Source organism: Aquiflexum sp. (genome assembly GCF_041751335.1).
Lineage (GTDB): Bacteria > Bacteroidota > Bacteroidia > Cytophagales > Cyclobacteriaceae > Aquiflexum.
In genome coordinates, this window is the sequence record NZ_JBGSXS010000138.1 from 43,839 (window position 1) to 64,249 (window position 20,411).

Consider the following 20,411-nt stretch of genomic DNA (forward strand, 5'->3'; position numbering starts at 1 on the left):
TTCACCATAAAAGATTGTAAGAATTACAAATTATTTGCCTTTTTTATATAAAGCTCCAAAGCCCCGGTCATACTAGGTGCATTTGGCATGGGTGCTTCGATATCTAAAATTAGACCTTGATCCCTTACTTCCTGTGCCGTGGTCGGACCAAAAGCAGCTATTCTGGTATTATTCTGTTGAAAGTCAGGGAAGTTGTGTTTGAGTGATTTAATACCCGATGGGCTAAAAAAAGCAAGAATATCATATTTAATATCTCTCAAATCATTCAAATCTGCTGCAACTGTATGATATATTATGGCCTCAGTGAATGCAATATTCATTTTGGTCATATAATCCGGTATCTCCGCTTTTCTAATATCAGAGCAAGGAAAAAGATATTTTTCGGATTTATGTTTTTTGAAATAATCAAACAAATCTGTGGCTGTCTTCTGACCTACAAAAAGCTTTCTCTTCCTGATGACAATATATTTTTGTAGGTAATGGGCTGTTTGATCGGAAATACAAAAATACTTCATGTCCGCCGGCATCTCTATTTTCAGTTCTTTACAAATGGTAAAAAAGTGATCAATTGCATTCCTACTGGTAAAAATGACCGCAGTATGTTTTAAGATATCTATTTTCTGCCTCCTGAAATCTTTTACTTTAACAGGTTCCACCTGGATGAAAGGCCTAAAATCTATTTTCAAATTATATTTTCCGGCCAACTGAAAATAGGGTGATTTTTCATCTGTCGGCTTTGGCTGTGAAACTAAAATACTCCTTACCGGATTGAATCTGTCTTTTGTAGATTTAGTCATCGTTTTACGCTTCTCCTTTTGATTACTGTTCTCTATTCATTCACCCAATGATAACTTTGCTAAGTATCAGAAAGGGGACAATTTCCGCGGTGCAAATGTAAACAAATAAATGGTAATTTTTAAAGTTGAGCCTATTCGACATAATTATAAATAGCATTACTACTCCAATTAAATAAATCCAAAAGAATCCATACAAAAGATATTTGATGATCATTTCAAGTTCAAAAAAGTCATTTAACAGTACAAAACTCACCATAAATGCAATGCTGAAGGTAGATATTGAAATGATCCTGAACAGGTAAAAAAAATGGGCATTGACAATTTTCCCAAGCTCAAAGAAAAATGCCAACACCCTCAGAAATGCAAATTTTAGTACTGCCAACAAGATCAAAAATCCAGATCCGAACAACCAATTAAGAAACAACTGATTAAGATCTCCATTCACAAGAACTATCAGATTTTCCCTATCCAGAAATTTGATAAACATCATTCCCAATAGAAATGCCAGCATATTGACAATCAAAAGGTAGAATATTACATCCAATGCAAAAAATTTCTGGAGTGAGTTGGATTCTGAAAAATCCTCTGCTGAAAACACCGCCGCGGGCATGATGATCAGCTTGAGGACAAGCGGATAAATCATTTTATAAATAGCCAAAAGAAACAGTATTGTCAAAAGGGCAAAAAAGAAAAAATCATTAAAATCATTTTTCTCCCTTTTCTCGGGCAATTGACTTTTCAGGCTATCCCCACTAATAGGTTTGACCAATTTTTCAAAAAACCCCTTTTGAATCGAGACTGCTTCAGGGTCTATACCATTTTTGATGATGCTCAAAACTACTTCTCCCTCGGGTGTACCCTCTAAGATTTTTTCAAGTTCAGATGAAGGAACAATCAGGGTGGTATCCACTGCTGCATAAAACCAAAGTCTCCCATCCAAAAACATGGTTGATTCTTTGGGAAAACTAAATCTAAAACTGCTTTTAGGAAATGATTGAAGGTCAACTTTTATATCAAGAGCTGAATAGGACCGTGCTTTTCTTTGGGGGTAAAGTTCTTGAATTTTGGAGTTGTAATTTTCCAATATTTGGGAAAATCCATCCACAGAACAGAAAAGAAGACAAAAACCTAAGACCAACTTATAAAAATTTCCCTTCATCTTTTAGAATCTACCTGTGTATCCAAAATGGATTTTTGAAAGATTAATAGCAAAGTCCTGAACATTAGATCCACCCAAACCATAAACAAAATTGAATATCCCGTTGCCAGTTTCTAAACTGAATCCCATTCCTGCCGAAAAGGTGTTGTCAACGGGCAATCCCTGTATATTATTCTCTAACCTTCCCATGTCGGCAAAAATCATAAAATATGAGTAGGTATCAAAATAAAATCTTGGCTCCACATTGAGATAAATATAATTATTGGCAAAAAAGAAATTTTCATTGAAGCCCCTGATACTTTGAAGCCCACCCAACCTGAACAAGTCGTTGAGCAAAAGATTTTCGTTTTGAACAATTCCTCCCGATAATCTTGTAAACAAACCCCACTGTTGGTTAAAATAGAAATACTTTTCAAATCTACCCTGTAAATAATATTGTAAAGTTCTTAGGTCAACCCCTTCATATAAAGATGGAGGTATGGCTGTATTCTCGATCAGGTTCTTGTTTCCTATGGCAAATTCCATTTCTGCAAATGCTCCCCTTCTGGGGAAAAATACATCATCAAGCCAAAAATGAGCATAATTTACCCCATAGTTGTTGAACCGAAAATCACCCGCCACTGGTAAAGCTGTAATTTCACTCAGTCCAGTTGATGTTAACAAATCACCTGCCTGTCTACGGGTGAAGAATTTCAGATAGCCATCTGAATTGAACCTGTAACCAAAACTTAAACGGAAATCCCTATTCAAAAAAGTAGTATCTTCTTTCAACAATGAAAATGAAACGCCCATATCAATCATTGACCCCAATAACATGGGTTCAAATGCCGCTACCTTCAAATTCTGGGAAAATTGATTGAACCTTTGCCAATGGAGTTCATAGTTCCTGCCACTTCCACCCAAATTGTGGAGCATAACATCAAACTGACCTGTAACCAATAACCTTCCTCCTTCAAGTTCATTAGGCAAAAAGCCAATAATTCCATCGATAGAGTTGATTTTTCGGTCATTGATAGGCAAATAAAGTGTTGCCTCCTCATTCTGAAAACTCAGTTCAGGTTCTTCTGACCATCTTAGATAAGGCAGGTTTCTGATCTGCTGAATTCCATTCTGTACTTTTCTTTGTGAAAAAGGTTCACCAGGTCTAATCTGTAAAAAGTTTGAAAGAAACTTAGGTTTTGTTTTTGAATCACCGGTGACTTTTAATGTATCAAAAGTGATAAAAGGTCCAAGGTCCAAGTTCAGCGCTGCCGAAAATTTATTTCCATCCCTTTCGAGGCTATCCAATTTTACAGAAGCAAAAGGATAACCTTTATTTTCTGATTCTTTGATGATGGATTCAAACAACCTGTACACCTGCCTGTAATCAAATGATTTTTGGTTAAATCTTTTCATGTCTGCACCCGCTTTGACTAAGACCACAGATTCAACATTCCCCTGCCTCAATGTAACCCATTCAAACTTTTTGCCTGTATCCACACTTAGCCACAAGGAATCTTTAGATTTGAGCAAGACACTTTGAATTGGATCTAGATATCCCAATTGGTACAATTCCTGAAAACGTGTCCTGATAAATGCGGCTTTTGCCAAAGAATCGCTGAAAACCTGCTCATCCACCAAGTTAATGCCCCCTTTGGTTTCCAACTTCAACCAATTTCTCTCTTGGGAAAAAGATTGGAAGCAAACCAAAAAAAATAAAAGAAGGAGGAATAGTAGGGTGCTTTTCAATTTGGAGCAATTGGTTTAACTATCTTTGAAGGCTAAAAGTAAACAAATTGTCCGGTATCTACATCCATATTCCTTTTTGCAAGCAGGCTTGCCATTACTGTGATTTTCATTTCAGTACCAACACCAATCGCACTAATGAAATGGTGGATATGATCTGCAGGGAACTGGAATTGAGAAGTGATTACCTCCCCAAAGGCAAACCTGTCAATACCATTTATTTTGGCGGAGGAACTCCGTCATTACTCAGCGCTGCCCAGATCGGAAAAATTCTGGACCAAATCCAACTCTATTACCAACTGGACTTGAAGGAACTCACGCTTGAAGCCAATCCTGATGACCTGAACGCAAAAAACCTGCAAGACTGGAAAGCGCTTGGTCTTGATAGATTAAGTATAGGAATTCAGACCTTCGATGCAGAAATTCTTCGATTCTATAATCGGGCGCACAATTCAAAAGAATCTCTTAACGCGATCCTAATGGCAAAAGCAGTGGGTTTCCAAAAACTTTCCATTGACCTGATTTATGGTTTCCCCTCAGATAACCATAACATTTGGAAAAATGACCTCCAAATAGCTTTGGACCAAGACCCTGGACATATCAGCAGTTATTGTCTGACTGTAGAACCAAAAACAGCTTTGGGAAACTGGGAAAAAAGAGGATTGTACTCCCATTCAACAGAAGACTTTGCCGCAGTGCAGTTTGAAATGCTGATGGAGTCTTTGGATAAAGTCGGCTATATCCAATACGAAATCTCCAATTTTGGAAAATTCGGACAGTTTGCGATTCACAATACTAATTATTGGTCAGGAATTCCTTACTTGGGGATTGGGCCGAGCGCACATTCATTTGACGGCAATGTCCGGGGCTTCAATATTTCCAACAATTCAAAATACATCGATAGCTTGAAAAACGACGATCTTGCCTTTACGGAAGAAAAAGCCACAAACCTAGATATTGCGAATGACCAAATCCTAACGGCTTTAAGGACTATTTGGGGGTTGGACCTGATCTCGTTTAAAACTGATTTTGGGTTTGACCTGCTTGATTTAAAAAACAAACAAATTAATTTCTTACTTAGTGAACAACTACTCAGATTGGAAAACAATCACCTGACCTTGACCACTAAGGGTAAACTTTTGGCAGATAGTGTTGCCGTTTCCTTATTTTTGGATTAAATGGCCTAACTTTGATCATCCATGGAACACAATAGATACAACTCAGGAAGAAAAAAAGATGCCGCCCCACTTCAGGAGGCTTTTGAAGAACTCTTGAAGGCTTACAGGTTAAAAGATAAATTTGATGAGAAGGTATTGATGAATGCCTGGCCCGAACTGATGGGCAAAACAGTCGCCTCCAGGACCTCGGGGCTGTATATCAAGGATAAGAAACTTTTTGTAAAAATAACCTCCGGTCCTGTCAAGTCCGAGCTGAACATGAACAGGACCAAAGTATTGGATTTGATAGCTTCTAAATTCGGTAAGGGTATTATCGAAGATATAGTTATACTTTGAATCTAATCTTGGGCAGCAAAAACCTTTTTCATCAAAGCAGAAGTTCTTTGCAAAGGGTTTTCACGAATGTTTTTCTCTTCCTCTGCAATTAGGGTAAACAATCCATCTATTGCCCTGTTGGTCACATAAGCATTCAGGTCGGGATCGATTTTTCTGGTGGTCAGCGGAATCGTATTATAGGCATTGGCCAAATCCCCATAATATTTTGTAGCCCCGACTTCATTGAGGGATTCTTGGATTTTGGGCTGGAACAAGGCTACCAATTGGCTTTCAGTTGTTCTTCTCAGATAGTCCGTAGCGGCGTTTGGTTCTCCTTTGAGAATCTGGAATGCATCCTGAATGGTCATCTGCCTGATCGCACCTATAAAAATAGGCTTTGCTTCTATGGCTGCCTTCTCGGCACCTCTGTTGATGGCGAGCATTGCCCTGTCCACTTCACTTCCAAGTCCAATTTGTCTTAGGGTATTTTCCACCCTTCGGGCATCTTCGGGCAATAATATTCTGATCAGGTCATTTTTGAAAAACCCATCAGTCTGGGAAGCCTGATCTGCACCTTTACTTATTCCTTGGACCAAAGCCTCCTTAAGCCCTGAACCAACTTCCTGTTCGGTCAAAGCTCCTTGGCCTGCAGCCTGTAAGATTCTATTGATATCTGCGGACGAACATGCACTGGCAATCAACAATATAATAATGCTGTAAATTTGAATGTATTTCATAAAATGGTTTTTAACAATATTTTGCAACTATGGCGGTTAACGTGATCAGGATATTTAAGTTTGTTTCTGTAATATTGTGCTTGACTATCTAAAATGCTTAACATCCCAAGACCAAATATCGGTAAAATAAGTGTTTTGGTGGCCATATTAGCTTGGTTGGCTTTACTTTTTGTCGATATCACCAGGATTTTTGAGACAGTAAACCGATTGGAGCCCAATATGGCACCACAGGTTTCCTATGTATTGGAAATACTTTTTTTCATCACCGTTTACCTCTTTTACAATTATTCCATCAATAAAAATGACGACCTCGATTTTCTGGATCTGATCTGGAGGGGTGCATCGACAGGACTTCTGGCAACTTCTATAGCATTGTTCATCAACTTTTTTTATCAGATGCTGGGTGAAGGTAGGCTTGCAGCAGACCCTTTGTTAAGAAACTTCTTTTATCATGTCAATTTTGCCATGATTACGCTCTTCCTTATTTCCTGTTCCTTGCTTTGGAAACATCTAATTCTATATCAAAAATCCAAAAGAGTTGTACAACAATGGCAGGCTTTTGAGATCCTGATGCTGATCAGTATGTTTTTCATATTCTTCAATGAAAACAACCTCGATTACAGTTTTCTGTTTGGATTTGTCTTTTTGGCATTTTTCTCAGCTTCTCTATCGGTCAATCTCAAATGGATACCATACCTCACTTTCAAGGAAAAATGGAAATCGATTCTGTTTTTTGTAATTATACTGGTCTCCACCGCCTATCTTTTCTTTGAACTCTTGTCCTATAGTGGCAGCAACCTCACATTTGTCAATCTGACGGACAACCTGTTTTTGATGGGCCTGTTTGCTTTTGTATTTATTTACTCGCTTTTCAGTTTTTTGGTCACGCTTTTCAATTTGCCTACCTCATCGGTATTCGAACAGAAGCTTGTCGAAGCCATTAATTTTCAGCGATTAAGCCAGTCCATCAAACCTGGACAAGATGAAACACAGGTGTTAGATATCCTGATAGATTCCAGTATGAGTGCCGCTTATGCAGATGCTGGTTGGCTGGAATTGCTGGACAGTGATGATAAAAAGGTGATCATTCAGGAAAGATTTATCGATGAAGATATTAGGGAAGAACTCTATGAACTTATGTCCAACACTAGGCCATTTTCAGAGTTTAATTGGAAGGCTTCAGACAATGACACCAGAAAATACCAAGGAAAAATCCCCCACAATATTTTCAAATCAGCTATAATGATGCCTCTCATGGTCAATTCCAAAACCATTGGGAGGCTATTTTTGATCAAAGAGGTCAAAGATGGGTTTAATAAAGAGATGATCAACATCATCAACACCTTTGTGGGACAAGCCTGTATTTCCGTCGAAAATTACAGACTACTGAACGAAGCCATCAAAAATGAACGGTATAAAGAGGAACTCAAAATTGCCCAAAGGGTACAGCGTAGTCTCCTCCCCACCGAATTGCACCATAATGAATGTTTTGAGATCAGTGGTTTTTCCGAAGCTGCGGACGAAGTTGGGGGAGATTATTATGAAACGAAGGAAATAAGCAGCAACCTCTTTGCCATCATTATCGGTGATGTCTCCGGCAAGGGCACCTCAGCAGCCTTTAATATGTCCCAAATGAAAGGCATATTTCACAGCTTGGTCCAATTAAATCCCAGTCCGGGAGAATTTCTTGCAAAAGCTAATGTTGCCCTGAGCCAATGCCTTGAGAGAAATCATTTTATCACCACCGCATATTATTTGGTGAACACCAAAATCAAAAAAATCAGGTACAGTAGGGCGGGGCATTGTCCGACACTATTTTATGATGCAAGCGTTGAAAGCTGTGATTACCTAAGTTCAGACGGTCTTGGACTTGGAATTGTCCGCAGTGCCCTTTATGAAAATTACATCCATGAGTCAGAATTTGAATTTGAAAACGATGATGTTGTTGTCCTGTTCACAGATGGAATCATAGAAGCAAAAAATGAATCAGGAGTAGAATTTGGATACGAAAGGCTGAAAAAAACATTGATGGGCTTGCATCATTTCGGCGCCGAGGAAATTCAAAAAAAAATACTAGAACATATTTACGGATTTGTGGGGCAAAGCAATATGCCTGATGATGATTTTTCATTATTGGTCATCAAATTTAACCCATAACCAATACCTACATAACGCGTATAGAAAATGATGCTACAAATAGAGAAAAACATTGAAAATGACCATTCGGTACTCAGCCTTATCGGCGAAATCGATGCCAGCAATTCAGTGGAACTTGATGAGGTGATATTAGAAATGGTACAAGGCGGAGTCCGAAACCTATTGGTGGATTGCGAAAACCTGGAATATATTTCCTCTGCCGGTCTCGGTGTATTCATGTCTTATTTGGAAGAATTTCAGGAGAAAGAAATCCGTCTTGTCATTTTTGGACTAAAGGAGAAGGTGTTTCAGGTATTTAATATCCTAGGCTTGGATCAATTGATGAAAATCAAGTCCACCAAACAGGATGCCCTTGATGAAATAATATGAATCATGAACTGAAACTATATTGTGATACCACACGCTTATCAGACCTGAGACATTTCTTGGGAAGTATCCTTGAGGCTACACCTTTGACAGAAGTGGATCAGCATCAGGTGATCCTGGCCGTGGAAGAAGTCTGTGCAAATCTGATTATCCATTCCCATGATTGCAATCCCAAAGAATACATTAACCTGACAGTAAAGGAAAGTGATGATGTTATGATTTTTGAAATCATGGATTTTGGCCAAGGTTTCAACATCCTGGAATATCAGGAACCCGAAATTTCTTTTGTCAAGAAAACCAAGAGAAAAGGAGGTCTTGGTATCATTCTTGTCAAAAGGATTATGGATAAAATTGAATTCGAAACCAAAGCCAACATCAATATCTGCCGCTTACACAAGATCTTGAAATCCAAATAATTGTTAATTAAGCCATCATTAAACCCAAAGGCACCGAAATTTTTCAATTAAATTTGTAACATTGCACTGATATTCCGGACTGCCATTTATGATGAATTCAAATCAAATCAAGCTTTTATTACTCGCTTTGGTATTTTCATGTAGCCCAAAATCCACAATAAAAACAGTGGATGAGGAGCCTGATATCAAAAGTCCTCTAGTTACTATTGGAAACGAAGAAATCTTTGCCGAGGAATTTTTATACATGCTTTCTAAAAACAGGAATTTTGATAGTCCTGATGAAAAATTAAGCGCAGCTGAGTTTGATGAAAACTTTAGGCTTTTTGTAAATTATAAACTTAAAGTCAAAGAGGCCGAAAATCTTGGGCTTGACAAGACAGACGAGTTTTTTCAGGAATATGAAGTATTTAAAGAGGACCTTACCCAACCTTTTTTAATCAAAAATTCCCTGCAGGAGGGTGAATTGATGAAAGCTTACAGCAGGATGAAAGAGGTGGTCAAAGCCAGCCACGTTTTGTTACAATTTCCGCCCAATGCCAGTCAGGCTGATACCATTTCTGTACTCCGGATGGCCCAGAAATTAAAAAATGATGCCGAAAACGGAGCTGACTTCAATGAACTTGCATTTGAACATTCCGACGATCCATCTGCCAAGGATAACAAAGGAAGTTTGGGTTATTTCACCGCACTTCAGATGGTGTCCCCTTTTGAAGATGCTGCATTTGGCCTTGAAGTAGGTCAGATATCTGACCCTGTCCTGACCAACTTTGGATATCATATAATAAGGTTGGAAGACAGAAAGCCTAATCCAGGTGAAATAAGGGTATCCCACATTCTTGTCCGAACCCCAGCCAATGACCCTGTCAGCGAAGAGCGGGCCTTGAGAAAAGTGGGGGAAATATATGCTGAACTTCAAAAACCTGAGAGTATTTGGGAAGAAATCTGCCAATCGTATTCTGAGGATCCCGGCACCAAAAATACCGGGGGGGCATTGCCTTGGATAGGTTTTGGTTCAGTGATTCCCGAATTTGAAAGGGTTGCGTTTGCTCTTTCGGAAGAAGGGGAAATATCCCCACCGGTCAAAACACCCTACGGATACCACATTATCAGGTTGGAAGAAAAGAAACCCCTCGATTCGTATGAAGAGTTGGAGGAGATGATCAAATCCAGGATATTAAGGGACAGCAGGTCGTCCCTGATACAGTCCCAGGTTGTAGCTATTCAAAAATCAAGGTATGGTTTTGAAGAAAATGAAAAACTGGCTGCCCTCCTTGAAGAGACCTTTACTCAAAATCAAAGAAAGGATGTGCCTGATATCCTGCTGGAAAGAAACCTAATTGACTCAGTGCTATTTAGCATTCCTGATCATTCCAAAACTGTTGGTGATCTTTTGGATTTTATGAATTCAGAAAAACAGGTGATTCGTACCAATCCCCAGAATTACTTTTCCAATTGGTATGAGAAATTTATAGAAGTCAATTTATACGAAGCAGAGATACGAGACCTTTCTGAAAATAATCATGAATACAGGTTACTGATACAAGAATACCGTGACGGTATCCTGCTGTTTTCGCTAATGAATGATCAGGTGTGGCAAAAAGCAATTGAGGACAGTTTAGGTCAAGTGAAATTCTATGAAGAAAATTTGGATCGGTACCAATGGAAGAACAGGGTTGAGGCCCTTATAATCACAATGGGGAAAGAGGAAAGTACCCCTGCTGTTCGTAGGTTCCTTTCCGACAAAAAATACATGTCAAACCTAGGTGACCGTCTTGAGAACACATTTCTTTTGAACAATCCGCTCGCCTTTACCTTTACAGATGGCATATTCGAAATAGAATCTCATCCTGTATTGATGCGGGCAGATATTAACAAAACCTTCCAAGAGATCAAAGTCGACAACAAAACGCATTTTGTTGTCGTTGGAGAAAAACCCGGTCCTGGACCGAAAAAATATGAAGAAACAAGGGGAAAAGTCATTCAGGATTATCAGGAATATCTCGATAAAAAACTCATTGCCACTTTGAAAGAAAATTACATCATTCAAGTTGATGAGGATGAGAAACAAAAAATATTCGATGCTACAGTCAACAAATAAATATTTGTTTCTAGCATTGATGATAAGCATTTCATCTTGTGATTTATTTAAGTTCAAATCCTTGGAAGATGCTGAGGAAGACCCCATCATCGCCAGTGTTGGCAACCATAACTTAAGGAAATCAGAACTTGCCTTCATCAAAGGTGAAACCAATACAGCTGAAGACAGTACAAATATTGCAGGGCGATATGTTCAATCTTGGATAAGAAAGCAATTAATGATCATAGAAGCCGGCAAATCAATGTCATTTGATGAAGCCGAGATCAACAGAAAACTCTTAGACTACAAATATGCCCTGATGGTATATGAGTTTGAAAAGAAATATGTAGAGGATAATCTTTCCCGAGAAATTACTCAAAAAGAGATTGAAGATTATTATCAGGCCAATCAGGCCAATTTCAGCCTCAAGGAAATCATTGTCCGGACCAATTTTCTGAAAACTGATATCGCTGCCACTGCTCAGAACCGAAACTTGGAAAAACTCCTGAGGTCAAACAATCCAGCAGATGGAAGTGCCTTAAGGGATTTGGCTTCCAAACAGGCCAGTAATTACTTTCTTGAAGATTCTACTTGGGTCAGATTTGAGGATATAATCATCAATACGCCATTGGCCAACCATGCCAATAAAGTGGAACTTCTCAGAAATAATAAACTGATCATTACCGATGATGAAAGGTACCGGTACTATTTCAAAATACTGGAATACAAATTGCAGGACCAGTTTCCCCCGCTCGAATTTGTCAGGGATGAAATCACCAAGATTCTGACCAATAGAAAAAGAATTGTCTTGGTGGAACAACTGCAAAAAGAAATTTACAACAGAGCATTAGAAAATGAAGCGTTTACAATATATGAATAGGTTTAGTTTGAAGTATTTAATTGTCATTTCCCTTGTTCAACTATTGGTTACTGTGGGATTTTCCCAAACCGAAACTGCCCAAGAGGCAGCTAGACCAACCGGTCAGGTTTTGGACAAAATTGTGGCAAAAGTCAATAATTATATCCTGTTGGAATCTGAAGTGCAGAAGGCATATATGGAAGCTATTTCTCAATCCCAGCAGGGATTTGAAGCCCCAAGTAGGTGTGAAGTTTTTGAATCCCTTATGATCAACAAACTGATGGTGGCCAAAGCAGAGCTCGATTCTGTCATGGTATCCGATGCAGAGGTCATGTTTCAAGCTGACCAAAGATTCAGTATGGTGATGGCACAGTTTGGTGGAGATGAAGAGATGTTTATTGAAGTTTATGGTAAAACATCCGACCAGTTGAAGGCTGAGATTGAAGACTTGCTCAAGGAACAGATGATAGTCCAGAAAATGCAGGGAAAAATTACGGAAGGCCTTACCATCTCACCTGCTGAAGTAAGAAAATTTTATACAGCCATTCCCAGAGATTCGCTCCCCTTTTTCTCCGCTGAGGTAATTGTTGGTCAGATCGTCAAACGCCCTGAAGTCAACCGCGCCACTAAAGACAGTGTGGCAAACCAACTCAGCATCTTCAAAGAAATGATCAATGAAGGCACCTCTGATTTTAAAACCCTAGCAACCCAATATTCACAAGATCCTGGATCCGCTGTTCAGGGAGGTGAACTGGGATTTTTCAGAAGGGGTGAATTGGCCCCTGAATATGAAGCTACTGCCTTAGGACTAAGACCTGGGGAAATCAGTGATCCTGTAGAAACCATGTTTGGATTTCACATGATTCAGCTATTGGAAAGGAGGGGAAATACATTCAATACCCGTCATATTCTACTCAGGCCTGAACCTTCCGAAATCGACATCCAAAAGGCAGAACGTTTTTTGGATAGTTTAAGAAATCTGATTGTCGATAAAAAAATAGAATTTGCAAAGGCAGCTAAGGATAATTCGGATGACAGAAATACTTCTGACAACGGCGGTTTTTTCACGGACCCCAATACACAATCAAACAGGTTGACTTTAAGGACCCTAGAAGATCCCATTCTCTATTTCACATTGGATAGTATGCAGGTGGGTACAGTCACCAAGCCATTGCGATATGAAGATGAACGAAATGGACCACAGGTAAGGATTCTTTATTACAGAGAAAAATTCCCGGCACATCGCGCCAATTTGGATGATGATTATGAAAAATTAAAAGCGGCAACCCGGAGAAAAAAAGAAGAGGGGATTTTGGGCCGATGGTTCGTTTTGGCCAAGGAGGATGTCTTCATAGATATTGATCCTTCCTATGATAGATGTGAAGTATTGAAGGGTAAATAATTTTGGGAAGTAAAAAAAGAAAGTCGGAAGACTAAGAAAGCCAACTAATCAAATGTTGGCAATTGGCCTTCCGACTTTTTCATTGATTCAGTTTATTGAAGATTTGCTTACGCTACTATTGCTTCTTTTTCCACCGCGACAACTTTTTCGAGGGCTTGGGAAATATCCCAAATAATATCAGATAATGCTCATTACTTCGCATGATCTCAACCGACCTTGCTCATAATCTCTCCATAGGTGATCCCCATATGGCTGTTGTCATAGACGGCAATTCCATTTTTAATCAGAATAACTTGCGGGGATTGATGGTATACGCCGAATTCCTGGGCAATTTTATTGGAAATATCCCGATAACTGATCAGATCTAAAAAATAAGGAGAAACCTTTTCGAAATCCGTATCCTTCCAATTTCTGTTCAGTCTGTCAAATGCCATACTGCTGATGGAACACCTACTTGAATGTTTAAAAATCAGCACAGGCTTCTCTTGACTTTGCTTCTTTAGAGCTTCTAGTTGTCCTACATTTTCTATTCTTTGCCAATTCATATTCTTAAATTTTCTTAATCTAGATCAGTCATTCAATAATTTTGAATCAAAAATAGTTCCTTTCATGTAATTTTGCTGTTTGAAATACGACGTTCCTTTTAATAAAGGTATGCTTCTTGCAATTGAAGCTTATTGTTTCTTTGTCAGGTTTTGGCAAATGAATAAAACAATATGATTAACTGCTTTCTTACCAGCAACCACTGAAACCAGGTTGATGGGCCAAATGAAAATATTGTTGTCTCAAGACAGCTTTCTATGGACAATTATCATCGATTCAAGGTTTGTATTTCTTACGACTGACAAATTGAGATAATCATTACTAACTACCAATGATTTATGAAATCCACAAGTATCAAAATTCTGATCATATTATCTTTCCTTATCAATACTTCCTGCAAAAGTATCAAGCCAGACAGAGCTCCCGCCGCTTCGTTGATTGATTTGCCCAGTTCCCGCTCTACGGTTAACATACCGATTGTTATTCCGCTATCCTACTTGGAAAATAATCTGAATCAAGACTGGAGCAGTAAACTTTTTGCCGACAAAGGCCTCCCTCTTGGTGGGGGGATGTTTGCAGATCTGAATGTTACAAGAACAGGGAAGATTTCTTTGAGAGGATCTGAAAACAATACCATCAATGTCAAGGTGCCCATGAACATCATCGGTGACCTGAAAATCGAAAAAAAAGTGTTTGGCCAGAACCTGTCCACGAATTTCCCTTTCAATGAAAACCTGATTCCAGAGATCAGCTTTACACCTGAAATCGGCAGCAATTGGGACCTGAATGTCAAAAATCTCCAGATCAACAGCTCGGGAAGATCCATGAAATACAACCTTTTGGGTTTTGAAATTGATTTGGATCCCTTGGTAAAAGGACAATTGCAAAAGGTATTGGACAACCAACTTTCGGCCTCTAATTTGAGTCGGCTTGACTTTAAGCACATAGCCCAGGAGACATGGGATGCTTTTTCTGAACCTTACACGGTAGTTCAGAACGGGATTACAGCGCATTTTTATTCGGTACCGGACAGGATAATGGTCAAAGAAGAGATCACCGTCGACCAAGAGTTAATCCTATATTTGGGTTTGGAGGGAGAAATGTTTTCAAAACTAGGCTCTAAACCAATAATAGAAAAAAAAGACCTTCCCGATATTACCGTGAATGAAAGCAAAGAAAATCAGATTGACCTTGTTCTACCTTTGACCATCCCCTACCAGGATCTGGATGAATACCTCAATTCCACTTTTTCCGGTCAGCAAATCCGGACCAACAGAACAACAGTGATTTTTCCTTCCAATCTGACAACCCAAAAATACGGTGATAAAACCCTCTTGAGTATGGATTTCAAAGCTGTAAGAGATGGGAAGAAAGATGTAGAAGGGAAAATGTATTTTGCAGGGAAGCCGGTATTTGACCAAGAATCTGAATCACTGATTTTTGAAGAACCTCAATTTGATGTGAACACAGGGGACTTTTTTTCCAATCTGGGAATCAGGCTCAGAAAAGGCAAAATCCAAAGACAAATCAAGAAATTAGCCGTATTGCCCATTGGTGAATTGATGGACAATGCGCGGAAGGAAATGGCAGAACAGGGATATTTCGAAACTGATTTTGCGAATTTTAAGGTATTGAACCCCAGTTTGGATGTGGAAGGGATATACAGCACAGCTGAGGACATCAGGGTGTTTATCAGGAGTCAGGGAAAAATGGATGTGCAATTGAAGGATGTGAGGTAGTCTGGTTGGGTTAGGTCAGGTTTGGACGCTTTAGGAGTATCTCCAAGTTGCATCAGGTTTAATAATTGGGAGATGACCGATGTCGGTTGACCGATGTTGGGGGCTCGAAAAACCACGAAGTGCCAGCGAGTCCTTTAAGGCTGGATTAAACTTTTAAGAACTTGATAGCTGGAAAACTGGAAGGAAAACTTTTACAAACTAACTAATGTTTAACAATTTCTTTTATCAATGCGGATTCTTATATTGATGCTAAGGAAATCAACCTGGGCATCCGGTTCGAAGTAAATATTCGCTGATTAAACATGTCTTTTGTATCTTAACATAAAATTTGGAGCCCTAATGGAAAAAAAGGAAAAACCAATATTCGAAAAAAGGATTTTTTGGGATGTGGATTTTGCGAAACTTGACTATGATGCAAAAGCCAATTTCGTGATAGAGCGGGTTTTTGAGCGGGGGGATGTACCCGATATCCGAAATTGCAGAAGGTACTATGGAGATGAGAAAATTTCGGAAGCATTGCTCAATGCTAAGTTTTTACCCGAAATGACGATGTATTTAGCAGCGGCGGTTATTGATAAACCCATCACAGAATTTAGATGCTACAAACTAAGACAGTTGAACCCGGAACTCTTTCCGTATTGAAAATGCTAATGAAAATCCCAGAAATGAAGGATTTTCATTTAGTCGGAGGAACAGCCTTGTCATTGAAATATGGACATAGAATTTCAGTGGATTTGGATTTATTCAATTGTCAATCTTTTGAAAATTCACTAATTGAAGACTGTCTGGTAGATTTTTTTGGGGAAGAGTTTAAAGTAAGAAACAGTAACCCGAAAATCGGAATATTTTCATTTATTGAGGAGGTAAAAATAGACCTCATTAAACACCCATTCCCCCTAATCAAACCTGTTCAGACTATCGAAGGAATTAGATTCTTTTCCACGGAAGACATTATAGCTATGAAAGTTCAGGCCATCTTGGGTAGAGGCAAAAAAAAAGATTTTTGGGATATAAGCGAATTGCTCCAGCACTACACAGTTGCTGATTTTATCCAGTTTCACCGAGAGAAGTATCACAGACAAAATCTGCTGATATCTGTTCCCCAGGCATTGATTTATTTTGGAGATGCAGAAGAAAGTGAGGATCCCGTCAGTCTCAAAGGGCAAACCTGGAATAAGGTCAAGAAATCTATTGAAAAAAAAGTAAGGGACTTTTTAGTATAAAGATAAATGGTTACCCGCTTCTTTGCCAAAAACCCAATATTCTACTACAAACAGGTCGGAATCCCGATAGCTATCGGGACGAAGTCGGAAGTCCGATGTACTGGACATTTCAGGTTCCTGGCGAGAATTATATTGAATAACCATTTTACTGGCATCATTGCGTACATACATAAAAAAAATCATGAAACTCGATAACCGAACATTTATCATTACCGGTGCCACAAGTGGGATGGGAAAAGCCATTGCCATCGAATTTGCAAAAGAAGGTGCCAATCTCATTTTGAGCGGAAGAGATCAAGAAAAAGGAAATGCCTTGGTGGCTGAATTGCTAGAAAAGGGGCATATTTCAAAATTTTTACCCGGTGATGTACGCGAAATCGACTACAACAAAAAACTGGTAGAACTGGCCATAGACACTTTTGACAACCTGGACGGAGTAGTTACCAATGCGGGAATGCTAGGCCTTTCTCCTGTGACCTCATTGGATCCTGAAATCTGGGACAGGACTTTTCGAACAAATGTGGATTCCGTTTTTTTCTTACTTAAATATGCCCTTCCTGAAATGCTCAAGAGATCTTCAGCATCCGTTGTGGTCAATGCGTCCATTGCAGCTTACAAATCCTTCCCCAATCATCCTGCATATTGTGCCTCTAAAGCAGCATTAGTGGCTTTGTCCAAACAAATGGCCGTGGATTATGGCCCTACAGTGCGTATCAATGCTATTTGTCCTGGACCGGTTGACACACCTTTCATCCATGCCTCCGCCATAGCATTCCCCGATCCGGTCAAAGCTGTTGAAAATGCCGGCAAGGCCACGCTGCTTAAAAGTCTTGGGACACCTGAGGATATTGCCAAATTGGTTTTATTCCTAATGTCAGATGACGCTTCTTGGATTACAGGCAGTGCATATACTATTGATGGGGGAATTTTAGCGGGGGGATAGGAACCAAGAATTTGTCATATCCTTTTGATACTATTCATCAAATTCTCTTTAAACATCCTACTGATCGGAATTACTTTTCTATTGATTTCCAAATGGGAATCACCTACCGCATCCAGTTTTTTAATATTCACTACGTAGGAACGGTGGACGCGCAAAAAATCTTTACTGACTATTTTTTCACAAAAAGTATTTAATGGACTCACTATTGTGAAATGTTGATCCGAGGTGATGATGTTACAATAGTTCCTTTCAGCTTCTATATAAAGTATTTCATCGAGCATGACCTTGATCAGTTTGTTTTGGCTTCTGATAAAAATCCGATCTTCCAATGTCTCCACAGTGGATGCACCAATTTTCTTTTCCACATTTTCTTCTGTGATTTTCTCTACCACAAGGGCTATTGTCCTTTCTAGGTTGAGTTTATTGAAAGGTTTAGTAATAAATGCATAGGGATGGGTTTCTTTTGCTTTTTGAAAAGAATCCTCATCGGAGTTCGCAGTAAGATAAATCAATGGAATATCGAAAAATTTTTGGATGGACTTGGCAGTTTCGATTCCGTTGAGTTGCCCTTTCAGATTGATATCCATTAGGATGATATCAGGATGGTTTTCTCTGGCATGGTTGATGGCATCCTCTCCCCTTGACTCAATCCCGGTGACCTCATAGCCCAATTTGGAAAGCTGCAAAGAAATATTTGCTGCGATGATCATATCATCTTCTACTATTAATATCCTTATATTATCGTTCATGCTGCTTTGCCGATTTGAAATTCAAAAAACACTTCTGTTCCTCTACTTTTAACCAAAGTCATATTTCCATCCAATTGCCTGGTCAATAAATTTATGAGCTGCGTTCCAAATCCAGTTCCTTTGATTCCACTATCCATATCAAAACCTACACCATCATCACTCACTTTCAAATGGAGATGTGAATCAGTTTCTGACAGACTGATAGTAACTTTTCCTTTCCTTTTATCTGGAAAGGCATACTTAAGTGAATTTGTAATCAGCTCATTGACAATCAAACCTATTGGAATGGCCCTATCCACGTCAAGCTCCAAGGAATCCATGGCACAGTCAAATGTAATCTGTTCGGTGGCATCAAAGGAATCTATGATATATCCCCCCAAATTCCGAAAGTATTGCTTCATTTCGATTGAGGTCATATTTTCCCCTTGATAGAGGTTTTGGTGGATCATTCCCATGCTATGTACCCGATTTTGACTTTCAATCATGATGTCCTGAAGTTCTTGGTTATCAATCTGGGAAGTCTGCAAGGAAAGTAGGCTGGAAATGGTCTCTAGGTTGTTTTTTACCCTATGGTGGATTTCTTTCAATAAAAACTCCTTTTCTTTATTCTGTTTTTCAAGAAGCAAACTATATTTCTTCCTTTTAATGAAAACCCTGTAAAGAAAAAAGAGGAAAAAGATCATCAATCCTGTCAGAATCAGCGTGAAAACCTGTATGGTTGCCTGCTGTTTCAATTTTTCCATTTGCAATGAAATTGTACTTTCCTTTTGGTTTAATTCCATTTCGGTTTGCATTTGGGCAATTCTTTGATCCGCATCGGAGTTGAAAACACGCTGAGTCAGTTCATGATATTTTTTATAGGCCTTAAAAGATTCCTTGATGTTGTTCTTTCCTTCATAAGCCTCACTCAATTCCTGATAGATCAGACCTAAATAATATATGTCTCCAAAATCTTCTGTTGCCGTTCGGATACTTCTCTGTAGGTATGTTATGGCAGTATCAAAATCCCTTTCCTGGTTTTTTAGCTTTCCGAGGGAAAGTAGAGAGCGGACAACCATAAAATCATTCTCCAACAACTCTGCATATTTCAGCGCTTCCTTTCCTGATTTATAAGCATTTTCATAATCATCTATTTGACAATATAATTCAGTAAGGGCAATATAGGTGTCACTAAGATTATTATAGAATCCATATTTTTCACCGATTCTTGCCGATCTTTGAAAGTAAGGCAAAGCTTCTTGATACTTGTCGAGCTCCACCAAATTATTCCCCAATACGTGAAGTGTAAAATCGAAATCAAGATCTTTTAAGCCCCTATCTTCAAACAATGCTATTGACTTCATGCCATATTCCACTCCTTTTTCAAACTTTCCCTGTTTCCAAAACAGATTGCTCATATCCGAATATGCCATGGCTTGAGCTTTTGTATCCTGATATTTTTCTCCCAATTGTAAAGTTTTGGTCGCATATTCAAAAGCTTTGCTCAAATCCCCTCTTCGCTCATAAACATAACCTAAATTTGTCAGAAGTAGCCATGTTTCGGATTCCGGTATTTTTTCCAAGGCACTTCTCAGGACAATTTCTGCATAATCCAATTCTTCTAACCTTAATAAGATGGCACCCTGGGAGACCTGCATTCTTCCTTCCCAAATGTCATTGTTTGCCTCTCTGACCTCCTCCAAACCCCGATTGATGATTTCCAATGATTTAAGAAGGTTTCTGGTATGATAATAATATCCAAGGTCATTGATGACCAAAAAACGCAAATCTTCCTGATGAATGATTTCCAAAGCTTTTTCCAAATTATCTAAGTAATCTGCCTCAAACTCATCTGTATCCACAAAAATCCTTGAATAATTAAATTCACCATCTATGTTTACAATTTGGGCGGGAAGGTAAAAGTGGATGAAAAATAAGAAAAGCATTAAATACTTCGTCATACGGTAAATATAAAATAAAAAGCCTTTGAAAATCAATTATTTGCATCTTAAAATATTTCTCGGAAAGAAAATAGCCTTGTTGGGAC

The 20,411-nt window shown here is 38.8% G+C and carries 19 protein-coding genes; 12 read left to right on the plus strand and 7 right to left on the minus strand.

What is annotated here, in order from left to right:
* Positions 1–23 precede the first annotated feature (23 nt).
* Genes ACEW8U_RS07565 through ACEW8U_RS07575 form a run of 3 tightly spaced genes read right to left on the minus strand, consistent with a single transcriptional unit; the run spans position 24 to position 3,600 of the window.
* Positions 24–797, minus strand: a complete 774-nt coding sequence (locus ACEW8U_RS07565; RefSeq protein WP_373521430.1) for a uroporphyrinogen-III synthase — start codon at positions 795–797, stop codon at positions 24–26.
* A 40-nt stretch (positions 798–837) separates the two neighbouring features.
* Positions 838–1,956, minus strand: a complete 1,119-nt coding sequence (locus ACEW8U_RS07570) for a DUF4271 domain-containing protein (protein WP_373521431.1) — start codon at positions 1,954–1,956, stop codon at positions 838–840.
* A gap of 3 nt (positions 1,957–1,959) precedes the next feature.
* Entirely contained in the window at positions 1,960–3,600 is a 1,641-nt protein-coding gene (locus tag ACEW8U_RS07575) for a POTRA domain-containing protein (protein ID WP_373521432.1), read from the minus strand.
* A 131-nt stretch (positions 3,601–3,731) separates the two neighbouring features.
* Between ACEW8U_RS07575 and hemW the strand changes: the two genes are divergently transcribed.
* Entirely contained in the window at positions 3,732–4,859 is a 1,128-nt protein-coding gene (gene hemW / locus ACEW8U_RS07580; protein WP_373521433.1) for a radical SAM family heme chaperone HemW, read from the plus strand.
* Between the two features lie 21 nt (positions 4,860–4,880).
* The gene (locus ACEW8U_RS07585; RefSeq protein ID WP_373521434.1) at positions 4,881–5,195 is read left to right on the plus strand and encodes a DUF721 domain-containing protein; all 315 of its coding nucleotides are present in this window, start codon (positions 4,881–4,883) and stop codon (positions 5,193–5,195) included.
* Between the two features lie 2 nt (positions 5,196–5,197).
* Here the strand turns inward: ACEW8U_RS07585 and ACEW8U_RS07590 are convergent, their stop codons facing one another.
* Positions 5,198–5,911 carry a DUF4197 domain-containing protein gene (locus tag ACEW8U_RS07590; protein WP_373521435.1) on the minus strand — a complete coding sequence of 238 codons (714 nt, stop codon included), beginning with the start codon at positions 5,909–5,911 and terminating at the stop codon, positions 5,198–5,200.
* Positions 5,912–6,004: 93 nt separating this feature from the next.
* On the opposite strand from ACEW8U_RS07590, the gene ACEW8U_RS07595 reads away from it, so the two are divergent.
* The 6 genes from ACEW8U_RS07595 (at position 6,005) to ACEW8U_RS07620 (ending at position 13,188) form a co-directional block, all read left to right on the plus strand.
* Positions 6,005–8,068, plus strand: coding sequence for a SpoIIE family protein phosphatase (locus ACEW8U_RS07595; protein WP_373521436.1), 2,064 nt, complete (start codon positions 6,005–6,007; stop codon positions 8,066–8,068).
* A 30-nt stretch (positions 8,069–8,098) separates the two neighbouring features.
* Positions 8,099–8,437 carry an STAS domain-containing protein gene (locus tag ACEW8U_RS07600; RefSeq protein WP_373521455.1) on the plus strand — a complete coding sequence of 113 codons (339 nt, stop codon included), beginning with the start codon at positions 8,099–8,101 and terminating at the stop codon, positions 8,435–8,437.
* A complete protein-coding gene (locus tag ACEW8U_RS07605; protein ID WP_373521437.1) occupies positions 8,434–8,850 on the plus strand; it encodes an ATP-binding protein in 417 nt (138 codons plus the stop codon). Before ACEW8U_RS07600 ends, ACEW8U_RS07605 begins: the two co-directional genes overlap by 4 nt.
* Positions 8,851–8,938: 88 nt before the next feature.
* Positions 8,939–10,948 (plus strand): peptidylprolyl isomerase, encoded by a 2,010-nt coding sequence (locus ACEW8U_RS07610; protein WP_373521438.1) that lies wholly within the window; start codon positions 8,939–8,941, stop codon positions 10,946–10,948.
* Positions 10,929–11,807 (plus strand): peptidyl-prolyl cis-trans isomerase, encoded by an 879-nt coding sequence (locus ACEW8U_RS07615; RefSeq protein WP_373521439.1) that lies wholly within the window; start codon positions 10,929–10,931, stop codon positions 11,805–11,807. The genes ACEW8U_RS07610 and ACEW8U_RS07615 overlap by 20 nt, the downstream gene beginning before the upstream one ends.
* Positions 11,782–13,188 (plus strand): peptidylprolyl isomerase, encoded by a 1,407-nt coding sequence (locus ACEW8U_RS07620; protein WP_373521440.1) that lies wholly within the window; start codon positions 11,782–11,784, stop codon positions 13,186–13,188. The genes ACEW8U_RS07615 and ACEW8U_RS07620 overlap by 26 nt, the downstream gene beginning before the upstream one ends.
* A gap of 206 nt (positions 13,189–13,394) precedes the next feature.
* Here the strand turns inward: ACEW8U_RS07620 and ytxJ are convergent, their stop codons facing one another.
* Complete coding sequence (gene ytxJ / locus ACEW8U_RS07625) at positions 13,395–13,733, minus strand: bacillithiol system redox-active protein YtxJ (protein WP_373521441.1); 339 nt, start codon at positions 13,731–13,733, stop codon at positions 13,395–13,397.
* Between the two features lie 336 nt (positions 13,734–14,069).
* On the opposite strand from ytxJ, the gene ACEW8U_RS07630 reads away from it, so the two are divergent.
* The 4 genes from ACEW8U_RS07630 (at position 14,070) to ACEW8U_RS07645 (ending at position 17,636) form a co-directional block, all read left to right on the plus strand.
* A complete protein-coding gene (locus ACEW8U_RS07630) occupies positions 14,070–15,470 on the plus strand; it encodes a DUF4403 family protein (RefSeq protein WP_373521442.1) in 1,401 nt (466 codons plus the stop codon).
* 339 nt (positions 15,471–15,809) lie between these two features.
* Positions 15,810–16,112: a hypothetical protein gene (locus ACEW8U_RS07635; protein ID WP_373521443.1), complete on the plus strand. Its 303-nt coding sequence runs from the start codon at positions 15,810–15,812 to the stop codon at positions 16,110–16,112.
* Between the two features lie 8 nt (positions 16,113–16,120).
* Complete coding sequence (locus ACEW8U_RS07640; RefSeq protein WP_373521444.1) at positions 16,121–16,693, plus strand: nucleotidyl transferase AbiEii/AbiGii toxin family protein; 573 nt, start codon at positions 16,121–16,123, stop codon at positions 16,691–16,693.
* Between the two features lie 181 nt (positions 16,694–16,874).
* On the plus strand, positions 16,875–17,636 hold the full coding sequence (locus ACEW8U_RS07645) for an SDR family NAD(P)-dependent oxidoreductase (protein WP_373521445.1): 762 nt from the start codon (positions 16,875–16,877) through the stop codon (positions 17,634–17,636).
* A 14-nt stretch (positions 17,637–17,650) separates the two neighbouring features.
* Here the strand turns inward: ACEW8U_RS07645 and ACEW8U_RS07650 are convergent, their stop codons facing one another.
* Together ACEW8U_RS07650 and ACEW8U_RS07655 are read right to left on the minus strand one after the other, a co-directional pair.
* The gene (locus ACEW8U_RS07650; protein WP_373521446.1) at positions 17,651–18,385 is read right to left on the minus strand and encodes a response regulator; all 735 of its coding nucleotides are present in this window, start codon (positions 18,383–18,385) and stop codon (positions 17,651–17,653) included.
* Entirely contained in the window at positions 18,382–20,325 is a 1,944-nt protein-coding gene (locus tag ACEW8U_RS07655; protein WP_373521447.1) for a histidine kinase dimerization/phosphoacceptor domain -containing protein, read from the minus strand. Before ACEW8U_RS07655 ends, ACEW8U_RS07650 begins: the two co-directional genes overlap by 4 nt.
* Positions 20,326–20,411: the final 86 nt, after the last annotated feature.

Coding starts and splice junctions, on each gene's coding strand:
- ACEW8U_RS07655 (WP_373521447.1), bottom strand. CDS start 20,325: ATGACGAAGTATTTAATGCTTTTCTTATTTTTCATCCACTTTTACCTT.
- ACEW8U_RS07565 (WP_373521430.1), bottom strand. CDS start 797: ATGACTAAATCTACAAAAGACAGATTCAATCCGGTAAGGAGTATTTTA.
- ACEW8U_RS07640 (WP_373521444.1), top strand. CDS start 16,121: ATGAAAATCCCAGAAATGAAGGATTTTCATTTAGTCGGAGGAACAGCC.
- ACEW8U_RS07600 (WP_373521455.1), top strand. CDS start 8,099: ATGCTACAAATAGAGAAAAACATTGAAAATGACCATTCGGTACTCAGC.
- ACEW8U_RS07605 (WP_373521437.1), top strand. CDS start 8,434: ATGAATCATGAACTGAAACTATATTGTGATACCACACGCTTATCAGAC.
- ACEW8U_RS07645 (WP_373521445.1), top strand. CDS start 16,875: ATGAAACTCGATAACCGAACATTTATCATTACCGGTGCCACAAGTGGG.
- ACEW8U_RS07570 (WP_373521431.1), bottom strand. CDS start 1,956: ATGAAGGGAAATTTTTATAAGTTGGTCTTAGGTTTTTGTCTTCTTTTC.
- ACEW8U_RS07615 (WP_373521439.1), top strand. CDS start 10,929: ATGCTACAGTCAACAAATAAATATTTGTTTCTAGCATTGATGATAAGC.
- ACEW8U_RS07595 (WP_373521436.1), top strand. CDS start 6,005: ATGCTTAACATCCCAAGACCAAATATCGGTAAAATAAGTGTTTTGGTG.
- ytxJ (WP_373521441.1), bottom strand. CDS start 13,733: ATGAATTGGCAAAGAATAGAAAATGTAGGACAACTAGAAGCTCTAAAG.
- ACEW8U_RS07635 (WP_373521443.1), top strand. CDS start 15,810: ATGGAAAAAAAGGAAAAACCAATATTCGAAAAAAGGATTTTTTGGGAT.
- ACEW8U_RS07630 (WP_373521442.1), top strand. CDS start 14,070: ATGAAATCCACAAGTATCAAAATTCTGATCATATTATCTTTCCTTATC.
- ACEW8U_RS07620 (WP_373521440.1), top strand. CDS start 11,782: ATGAAGCGTTTACAATATATGAATAGGTTTAGTTTGAAGTATTTAATT.
- ACEW8U_RS07585 (WP_373521434.1), top strand. CDS start 4,881: ATGGAACACAATAGATACAACTCAGGAAGAAAAAAAGATGCCGCCCCA.
- ACEW8U_RS07650 (WP_373521446.1), bottom strand. CDS start 18,385: ATGAACGATAATATAAGGATATTAATAGTAGAAGATGATATGATCATC.
- ACEW8U_RS07610 (WP_373521438.1), top strand. CDS start 8,939: ATGATGAATTCAAATCAAATCAAGCTTTTATTACTCGCTTTGGTATTT.
- ACEW8U_RS07590 (WP_373521435.1), bottom strand. CDS start 5,911: ATGAAATACATTCAAATTTACAGCATTATTATATTGTTGATTGCCAGT.